9 protein-coding genes are annotated in these 9,576 nt (G+C 62.1%); 6 read left to right on the top strand and 3 right to left on the bottom strand.

Annotated elements, in window-relative coordinates; all coding sequences use genetic code 11:
* The first annotated feature begins 147 nt into the window (after positions 1-147).
* The 6 genes from A0U94_RS03500 (at position 148) to A0U94_RS03475 (ending at position 6,447) form a co-directional block, all read left to right on the top strand.
* Positions 148-384, top strand: a complete 237-nt coding sequence (locus A0U94_RS03500; protein ID WP_231878158.1) for a hypothetical protein — start codon at positions 148-150, stop codon at positions 382-384.
* Positions 385-432: 48 nt separating this feature from the next.
* Positions 433-1,416 carry a hypothetical protein gene (locus A0U94_RS03495; protein WP_077802457.1) on the top strand — a complete coding sequence of 328 codons (984 nt, stop codon included), beginning with the start codon at positions 433-435 and terminating at the stop codon, positions 1,414-1,416.
* Between the two features lie 23 nt (positions 1,417-1,439).
* Positions 1,440-2,840 carry a threonine synthase gene (gene thrC / locus A0U94_RS03490; protein ID WP_077802456.1) on the top strand — a complete coding sequence of 467 codons (1,401 nt, stop codon included), beginning with the start codon at positions 1,440-1,442 and terminating at the stop codon, positions 2,838-2,840.
* Positions 2,841-2,903: 63 nt separating this feature from the next.
* Entirely contained in the window at positions 2,904-4,169 is a 1,266-nt protein-coding gene (locus A0U94_RS03485; RefSeq protein ID WP_077802455.1) for a M16 family metallopeptidase, read from the top strand.
* Positions 4,166-5,497: a TldD/PmbA family protein gene (locus tag A0U94_RS03480; RefSeq protein ID WP_077802454.1), complete on the top strand. Its 1,332-nt coding sequence runs from the start codon at positions 4,166-4,168 to the stop codon at positions 5,495-5,497. Before A0U94_RS03485 ends, A0U94_RS03480 begins: the two co-directional genes overlap by 4 nt.
* A complete protein-coding gene (locus A0U94_RS03475; RefSeq protein ID WP_077802453.1) occupies positions 5,497-6,447 on the top strand; it encodes a Tim44 domain-containing protein in 951 nt (316 codons plus the stop codon). Before A0U94_RS03480 ends, A0U94_RS03475 begins: the two co-directional genes overlap by 1 nt.
* A 182-nt stretch (positions 6,448-6,629) precedes the next feature.
* On the opposite strand, the gene A0U94_RS03470 is transcribed toward A0U94_RS03475, so the two are convergent.
* The 3 genes from A0U94_RS03470 to A0U94_RS03460 all read right to left on the bottom strand — a co-directional run bounded on the left by A0U94_RS03470 (position 6,630) and on the right by A0U94_RS03460 (position 9,522).
* Complete coding sequence (locus tag A0U94_RS03470; RefSeq protein ID WP_077802452.1) at positions 6,630-7,580, bottom strand: heme o synthase; 951 nt, start codon at positions 7,578-7,580, stop codon at positions 6,630-6,632.
* On the bottom strand, positions 7,577-8,755 hold the full coding sequence (locus tag A0U94_RS03465) for a cbb3-type cytochrome c oxidase subunit I (protein ID WP_077802451.1): 1,179 nt from the start codon (positions 8,753-8,755) through the stop codon (positions 7,577-7,579). The genes A0U94_RS03470 and A0U94_RS03465 overlap by 4 nt, the downstream gene beginning before the upstream one ends.
* A gap of 86 nt (positions 8,756-8,841) precedes the next feature.
* Positions 8,842-9,522 (bottom strand): class I SAM-dependent methyltransferase, encoded by a 681-nt coding sequence (locus A0U94_RS03460; RefSeq protein ID WP_062033393.1) that lies wholly within the window; start codon positions 9,520-9,522, stop codon positions 8,842-8,844.
* Positions 9,523-9,576 lie beyond the last annotated feature (54 nt).

Raw genomic sequence — 9,576 nt, 5'->3', positions numbered from 1 at the left:
AGAAGCAGAGGTTTTTCAGCAATGCATCTTGAGCAACGAACTGGCCCTGTGCCGGGCTTGGTGTACGCGACTGTCCGGCAGGGAATGACCACCCGTACATTTCCTATTGAAGTGCGCCGCACAGCTTCCGGACACTATATCTCCCGCATGCCCGACAATCGCTGGTCAATCGAATGCCTGACTGTCGAAGCCGCCCTGCTCATGCATGCCGCGGTCCTGTTCCCGATCGAACAGGAACTCTCTCCATGGCTTTCCAATCCGAAGCCTGCACCGTCCGCCCTCAGCAACGCAGCTGGACCGATAAAGAGCCCCATCGCTGACGGCCAGGGGCCCGTTCCAGCCCCTCAGAAAACCCTCAAACAGAAAACCGACGCGAACTCCTGAGTCCACTTCATCCTTGCCAAACAGCTCTGGCAAGGCAATGTCAGTCTTATGAAAACCCGTCTTCTGCACGCCGCCGTCCTAACAGGCCTGGTGGCACTGACCTGCATGGCCTCCCCCGCCAGAGCGGATCACCCCTGGCAGGACTCGCCCGCTCAGGCGTCCATCACAGCCGACGCGGCACTTCCCGGCCTTCGAAGCACAACACTTTTAGCCGGCAAAAACGGAACTTATCTGGCCCTCGATAGCAGTGGACATCCCGTCCGGATCGATGCCACCAACACCTCGACTCCCCTGTCAGGTCCCGACGTTCCCACTGAGCCTCTGGTGTCCCTCACGGTATCAGGCAATGATCTCTGGGGGCTTTCGACAGAAAAAATGCCCACGCTCATCCGCATGTCCATGGATGGAGCGGCCCAGTCTCGCCTCGCACTGACAGGCGCTACAGTTACGGGCAGCAATCTTGTCGCGCTCCAGATTCACGGCGCGCAGGCCTATCTGGCCGATGAAGGCAAGCCCGCCCTCGTCGTCGCTGACCTCAAGACTGGCACCGCAAAGCGCTTCCTGTCTTATGACATGTCCCTTATCGGTCGCCATCCGCTCCTGCGTGCCAGCGAGCCCCGGATGGGACCAGACGGACGCCCCATGGCCGGTGGCAATGTGCGCTTTCTGCTTCTGGACACAAAAGGCCAGTGGCTGTTCTATCAGCCCGCCTGCGGCCCGATGTCCCGCATTGACACCGCCCTGCTGACCGATACGGATTTCACCCCCGTCGAGCAGCTTGACGGCATCACCGAATGGCGGACTACCCCCAGCATTGGCGGGGAAACCCTGACCCCGGACAACATATTTTACCTGTCCGACATTACTGTCGGCAGCATCCTGAAATTCGGCAGTGACCGGATTCCCCTGCGGATCCTCCAGGACCCGCGCCTCTATGATGCAGGCGCCCCCGCCGTTCCCAACAGTCACCAGATGGCCGTGCTGGCCACGGAAGATGGCACAACGCACATTCTTCGCATCGCTTTGCCCTGACAGGACGTGATATAAATTTCCCCATGCGCTACCGATCGACCCGCGGCGAGCTGACCGCCGACGCCCCGAACTTTTCTGACATCCTTCTCGCCGGCCTTGCGGGAGATGGTGGTCTCTACATGCCGGAGAGCTGGCCGAAGATCAGCCCGCAGACCCTGCGCGAGTGGCGCACGCTCTCCTATCCGGACCTCGCCGCCGAAGTCATCGCCCTCTTCACCGAAGGCGCTATCGACGTCGGCACTCTTCGCGACATGACCCGCGATGCCTATGCCGGTTTCGACCATGCCGCCGTGGTCCCCCTGGTCGAAGTCGAGCAGGATCTCTACTCCCTCGAGCTGTTCCACGGCCCGACGCTCGCCTTCAAAGACATGGCGATGCAGATGCTCGGCCGCCTGTTCGATCACGTCCTGACCCAGCGCAACCGTCATGTCACGATCGTCGGCGCGACTTCCGGCGACACTGGCTCGGCCGCCATCGAGGCCTGCCGTGGCCGCGAACGCCTCTCCGTCGTCATCCTGCACCCCAAGGGCCGCACCTCGGACGTTCAGCGCCGCCAGATGACGACCGTTCAGGATGACAACATCCTCAACATTGCCGTCGAAGGCGATTTCGACACCTGTCAGGATCTGGTCAAGGCGATGTTCGCTGACCATGCCTTTCGTGACGAAGTCTCGCTCTCGGCCGTCAATTCCATCAACTGGGCCCGCATCGCAGCCCAGATCCCGTATTACGTCCGCGCAGCCCTCGCCCTCGGCGCGCCGGACCGCGAAGTCTCCTTCTCGGTTCCGACCGGCAATTTCGGCAACGTCCTCGCCGCCTGGGCCGCAAAGCAGATGGGCCTGCCCATCAAAAAGCTCTGCATCGGCTCCAACCGCAACGACATCCTCACGCGCTTCGTCATCGACAATGACATGAGCGTGCGTACGGTCGAGCCTAGCCTGTCACCGTCGATGGACATCCAGGTCTCGTCCAATTTCGAGCGTCTGCTATTCGAACTGCTGGACCGCAACGCCACACGCTGCGCCGCCATCATGCGCGAATTCCGCGAAACCGGCCGCATGGCCGTCCCGCATGACGCCTGGACCCGCATGAAGGACGTCTTCGAGGGCATGACCCTCACCGACGAGCAGAACAGCGAAGCCATGCGCCTGTTCTACAACGAGAGCCTCTATCTCGCGGACCCGCACAGCGCGATCGGACTCGCCGTCGGCAAGCGCTTTCAGGAAGCCGGCATCCCCATGGTCGCAGCCGCCACGGCCCACCCCGCCAAGTTCCCGGATGCCGTGATTGCCGCCACCGGCATCCACCCCAAACTCCCGCCGCATCTGTCGGACCTGTTCGAACGCACCGAGCGTTACGAATGCATGGACAGCCAGATTGCCGGTCTTCAGGACGCCGTTCGCGCCCATATCAAGCGCGCCTGATCTTCAGAAAAACACAGGCTTCCCATCCGGGAAGCCTGCCTTCCTTCGACATTACGGAACCTCATGCCCGATACGATTGAAGTCACCAGACTCGATAACGGCCTGACCATCATCACCGAACGAATGGACCGTGTTGAAACCGTGTCTTTCGGAGCCTATGTCTCCATCGGCACGCGCGACGAGACTGCCGCCAATAACGGCGTCTCCCACTTCCTCGAACACATGGCCTTCAAGGGCACCGAACGCCGCTCAGCGGCGCAGATCGCCGAAGACATCGAGAATGTTGGTGGCTATATCAACGCCTATACCGCCCGCGAAACCACAGCCTATTACGTCAAGCTGCTGAAGAACGACCTCGCCCTCGGCGTGGACATCATCGGCGACATCCTGACCCACAGCACGTTCCTTGACGCCGAAATCGAGCGCGAACGTGGCGTGATTCTTCAGGAAATCGGTCAGGCCAACGACACCCCGGACGACATCATCTTCGACCAGTTCCAGGAACGCGCCTTCCCCGAACAGCCCATGGGCCGCCCCACACTGGGCTCTGAAGAGCTCGTCTCGACCATGACGCGCGACACGCTCATGTCCTACATGCGCGAGCACTACACGACCCACAACATCACCATCGCCGCTGCCGGAAACCTGCACCATCAGGACGTCGTGGATCTGGTGAAGGAGCATTTCCGCGACCTTCCCTCCCATCAGACACCCCGTCCTCGCGGCGCGGCCTATGAAGGCGGCGAACTTCGCACAACCCGCGAACTGGATCAGGCCCATCTCGTCATGGGCTTTCCGTCCGTCAGCTACATGCATCCCGACCATTACGCGGTCATGATTCTCTCGACGCTCCTCGGCGGCGGCATGTCTTCGCGCCTGTTCCAGGAAATCCGTGAGCGCCGCGGTCTGGTCTACAGCGTCTATTCCTTCGCCTCCCCCTTCAGCGACAGCGGCCTGTTCGGCCTCTATGCTGGCACAGGCGAGGAGCAAGCTGCCGAACTCGTCCCCGTCATGATCGACGAACTCAAGCGCCTTCAGGATGGCCTGAGCGAAGCGGAACTCTCCCGCGCCCGCGCCCAGCTCAAATCCTCACTCCTGATGTCGCTGGAAAGCACCGGCAGCCGCTGCGAACAGCTCGCCCGCCAGATCCAGGTCCATAACCGCCCGATCCCCACGGCCGAAACGGTCGGCAAGATTGATGCGGTGACGGAAGACGACATCCTGCGCGTCGCCCGCACCATTTTCTCCGGCACGCCGACCTTCACCGCCATCGGCCCCGTCGGCAACATGCCCTCCCTGGAGGACATCACAGCAAGGCTCGCCGCATGACCACAACGCCCGTCGAAGCCCTCCTCGCCGCCGCCCGCCGCCATGGCGCGGACCACGCGGACGCCATTCTCGTCCGCGACGAGTCCGAATCCGCACTCGTCCGCAAAGGCGTCCCCGAAGGTATCGAGCGCTCCGAGAGCGTCGCCCTCGGCCTGCGCGTCTTTCGCGGCAAACGCGCAGCGACGGTTTCGACCAGCGTTCTGAACGAAGCCGAATTCGACCGTCTGGCCGAACAGGCCTGCGCCATGGCTCTCGTCATCCCCGAAGACCAGTATGCCGGCCTGGCCGAATCCGCCCTTCAGGGCCGTTTCGACGCCGCCGGACTGGACATCGAATGCAGCTCCGTCCCAAGCATGGACGACCTGCTCGCCCGCGCCCGCGAAGCCGAGGATACCGCCCTGTCCTTTGAAGGCATCACCAACACCAACGGCGCCTCCGCCGGTCACGGCCGCACCTCGGTCGCACTCGGCACCTCGGCAGGCTTCTTCGGCGCCTACAGCCGTACCGCACACTCCACCAGCGCCAGCGTCCTCGCCGGCGAAGGTGCCACGATGCAGCGCGACTACGCCTATCGCAGCGCCGTGCATCTCGAAGACCTCGAAAGCGCCGACATTATCGGTCGTGAAGCCGCCGAGCGGGTGCTGGCACGCATCAATCCCGGCCGCCCCCGCACCGGCACGTACAGCGTCATTTATGACCCGCGCGTCTCCGCATCTCTGCTCGGCCATCTGGTCGGCGCCATCAACGGTGCGGCCATCGCACGGGGCACATCTTTCCTCAAGGACAGTCTTGGCAAACAGATCCTCTCCTCGGGCCTGACCGTGCATGACGATCCGCGCCGCATCCGGGGCGCGGCATCCCGCCCCTTCGACGCCGAAGGCTGTGCCGCTCTTCCGCTGGATCTGATCGCAAACGGCGTCCTCCAGACTTGGCTGCTCGACTCCCGCAGCGGCCGCCAGCTCAACATGCCCACGAACGGCCGCGCCAGCCGCGGCGTCGCCTCGCCGCCTTCCCCGAGTGTGACAAACCTTCATCTTGCAGCCGGAACCCTTTCTTCCGAGGCCCTGCGTTCCGATATTAGTGAAGGGATCCTGATCACCGAGCTCATGGGCTCGTCGGTCAACATGCTGACCGGCGATTACAGCCGTGGCGCTTCGGGCTTCATGATCCGCAACGGCGAAATCGCCGAACCCGTCGCCGAACTCACGGTGGCAGGCAACCTGAAAGACATGTTTGCCCGCATGGTTCCGGGCAGTGATCTAATGTTCCGGCAGAGCGTTAATGCTCCGAGTATCCGGATCGACGGCATGAACATTGCAGGACTTTGATGCGTAATTTTCGACTTCTCCCGATCGCCTTTGCCTTTCTCTGCGTCCTCGGAACCGCAGATGCACGGCCAGGCGGCGGCAGCTCCATCGGAAGCCGTGGCTCCCACACCTGGAGCGCGCCCCCGCGCACCTCCATCACGCCCGGCTGGGCCCGCCCGATGGACCAGTCGGCCACCCCGCGTCCCTCGCCCAATTACGGCGCACCCGGCTATGCCTCTCCGGCCCGTCCTATGCCCGGTTACGGCGCTCCGGCATACAGGCCCTCCTACCCTGTCCGCCATCCGTTCCTGAGCGGCTTCGCAGGTGGCTTTCTGGGCGCGGGCCTCTTCGGTCTGCTGAGCGGTCACGGCATGATGGGTGGCATGACAGGCGGCACGTCCTTCTTTGGCTTCCTGTTTCAGGTCCTTATCATCGGTGGCCTGATCGCGTTCGTGCTTCGTATGTTCGGCAACCGCCGCCAGAACCAGATGAGCGGAAGCCCGATGGGCATGCCGTCATCTGCTGGCGCGGCACCGCCTTTCGGCAATAATGGCGGCAGCACCCCCGTGACGCTTACCAACGACGACTACACGAGCTTCCAGAGGCTCCTGCTCGACATCCAGGCCGCCTGGAGCGCACAGAACATGCGCGCGCTCTCCAACATGGCCACTCCGGAAATGACGGGCTATTTCAACGCCCAGCTTTCCGATCTGGCGAGCCGTGGCGCACGGAACATCGTGTCCAACGTCCAGTTCCAGCGCGGAGACCTCTCCGAAGCCTGGCGCGAAGGTAACCTCACTTACGCAACCGTCGCCATGCGCTACTCCATGACGGACGTCACCACGGACTCCATGGGCAACGTCATCGACGGCAGTTCCACCGAGCCCGTCACCGTAACCGAACTCTGGACCTTCGTCCGCGCCGATGGCCGCGGCAACTGGATCCTCTCCGCCATCCAGCAGGCTGGCTGACAAACCCCAAAACAGAAAAAGGCCCGGGAAACCCCCGGGCCTTTTTTATTGCCTGAACGCTTCTTAAAGCCGCGTCAGAGTAATTACATAAAAGATGACGGCCAGCAGCACCACGCCGCCAACAATCCCCGTAATCCGACTCAGTCGCCGTTTACGGGCCAGATCAATATCAGTGGTCATGCTCATCCGATCAGCACCCGGTCAACCAGAAGCCCGCAGAACAGCAGGAACAGATAAGCGAGCGAATAGCGGAACGCGAACCGCGCCGGCTTGTCCTTCGTCAGGCTCACCCCTTCCGCATCCTGCTGGTCCGTCAGAACCCGGAACGCACACAGAATGAAGCCCAGATCCAGCAGGCTGGTCACAACCGTATAGGTCAGCCCGACTTCATGCACGAAGCTCGGCACCAGCGACACTGCCGCAAGAATGAACGTGTAGATCAGGATCTGCCAGCGCGTATGGCGTGCACCCTTCACGACCGGCAGCATCGGTATGCCCGCCTTGCCGTAATCCTTGCACGCATAGAGCGACAGGGACCAGAAATGCGGCGGCGTCCACAGGAACACGATCGCAAACATCGCCACCGGCAGCACGTCCATGGAATTCATGGTTGCAGCCCAGCCGATCATCGGCGGAAACGCCCCCGCAGCCCCACCAATCACGATGTTCTGCGGCGTGCTTCGCTTGAGCCACATCGTGTAAATGACGCTGTAGAAGAAAATCGAGAACGCCAAGATCCCGGCCGCCAGCGCATTCGTCGCCAGCCACAGCACAACCACGGACAGAGCCGAGAGCACGACACCATAAACCAGTGCCGCCTGCTCCGGCATCCGACCGTCGGGGATGGGGCGTACGACCGTCCGCTTCATAATCGCGTCAATGTCGCGGTCATACCACATGTTGATCGCACCAGCGGCACCAGCCCCGATGCAGATGCACAGAATGGTAATCAGCCCGATGGGAATGGACGGCCAGCGCGGCGCCACGGCCATACCCGCAGCGCCCGTAAACACCACCAGCGAAATCACGCGCGGCTTGAGAAGCGCCAACCATTCACGCAGGGAGGGATCACCATCCTTCCCCGGAATGGAAAAAACCCCCGAAGGGGCCAGAGGTGTCGCCGTATCGCTCATGCCGAGACCCGGGCACGCCCGGTCTCCCTCAACAGAAACAGCCCCACCAGACCAAAGGCCAACAGGCTGACACCCATCAGAATCTCACCATAGATCATCACGCCCGGTACGATCGAACAGAACGCCCCCACCAGCATGAGACCCGCATGGACCCGGCTCAGCAAAGCAGGAACACGACCGGGGAGAAGCCTCTCGACCCAGGCATAAAACCCGCCACACAACGCCATGATCCCGCCAAACGCCACGGCCGTATGATCGCCGGAATGCCCGGGCAACCCATCAGACAGCCAACCCGCAGCGAAGAGAAGAATGCTGCCAATCGCCCACAGCGCGGCGCCATCCAGATCGCGCTTCTGCTGCCACACATCCCGGCACAGCGCTCCAATCAGCACCACTGACGGCACGATCTGCGTCATCAGGACAAGGCTGGCCCCCACTCCGGACGCCAGAGAGCCATACAGCCCGTCCATCCAGAACAGAGGTCCGCCAATCCCCATCACACCGAACACATAAGGCGCAACCGTCCAAGACATTCCGCCACGAACCGTACGCGAGAGCAGCGCCGACGTGACCAGCCCGAGTGCCGGGGTCAGCATCAGTGCCATTTCAGGCAGATGGAGCGTCTCAATCAGGGCGTTGGTGGTCAGTCCGTCCATCATGCCGCGCGTAACGACAGCAGCCAGAACAGGCGCGACCAGCACAACGCTGCACGCTGTGGCCAAAAGCGACCAGGCCAGCGGCGGCATGTCCCGGAAGCGGCAGGTGCGCCCTTCAAGACAGGTAGTGATAACATCAATCGCTACCGCCAGAATACCAACCGACCAGAGCAGCAGTGCTACAAATGGCAGAACCGGTAACAGAACCACACCAGCTGACAGAAAACCGAAACCGGCCAGTGTCAGCCCCCGGAGCACCGTCCGGTCGGTCCCGAGCGCGACTGGCAGAAGCCACTGCCCGAAACCACCAAGCGCCGCAGGACACATGACGAAGAACGTCATGAGAATACCGTGGCAGAAGGCCTGCCCGCTCGTGGGGTGTGTCTGAAGAATTGGCAGGGCCAGCGACCCACCCAGCAGGCCCGCAAACAGAGCCAGCAGAATGAAGGATGTTCCGACTCGGCGGCCGGAGCGGGCCGAGGCAGTATCCGGAGCAGTATCGACGGCCTGATAAGTCATGATCGCGTAGTCGGTCCCTGAACTAGGAATACCGCAGCGAGCGTCGGAATACTCGGCGCCGACACACGTGCGGAACCAAACGCCGATCAGGCGACCAGGGCTGCTGCGTCGCTTTTACTCTCGCATTGCGGCAATGTCACGAGTGTAAACAGCCCTGCAGGTGGAACCGGCGTCAGCGTGGCACGACGCAGATCTTCCGGCGGCAGAAGCGACTCAATGGCGAAATCCGGATGCCAGCCCAGCGAACGCGATGCCCGCGCCATTCCACGCTCAACAGACAGACGCACGCCACCGGTTGCCAGAAAATGATTGACGAACAGGATATGTCCACCCGGTTTCACAACACGCTTGAGCTCGGCCAGCAGGCGGTCAGGATGCGGAACAACAGAGGCCACAAACATCGCCACCGCAATGTCGAAACTGTCGTCTTCGAACGTCGTGGCTTCCGCATCCATTTCCAGCAGATCGTCCACGTTCGTCAGATGCTCCTGAAGCACCCGCATCCGTGCACGCTCCAGCATGTCTTCGGAAAGATCGATTCCCGTGATGCGCTTGCTCTGGGAATAAGCCGGCAGGGCCAGCCCCGTCCCGACACCGACCTCCAGAACCCTTTCTCCTGGCAGGGCATTGACTGCAGCCACTGCTCTCTTGCGCCCGTAACCCGAGATACCGCCAAAAACAGTATCATAAACACGGGCCCAACGACGATAAGCCGTTTTGACGGCTTCCGCGTCCAGTGCCGAACGCGGGGAAAGGGTTGAGGACATTGTGATATGCGACCTTCTTTGTCCGCCCGGCCTTCACAGGCCAGAGCTATCCGG

This window comes from Gluconobacter albidus (genome assembly GCF_002005485.1).
In the GTDB taxonomy this organism is placed as follows: Bacteria; Pseudomonadota; Alphaproteobacteria; order Acetobacterales; family Acetobacteraceae; genus Gluconobacter; species Gluconobacter albidus.
Note: the sequence above shows the minus strand (reverse complement) of the source record. Positions and strands in the feature narration are given on the sequence as shown.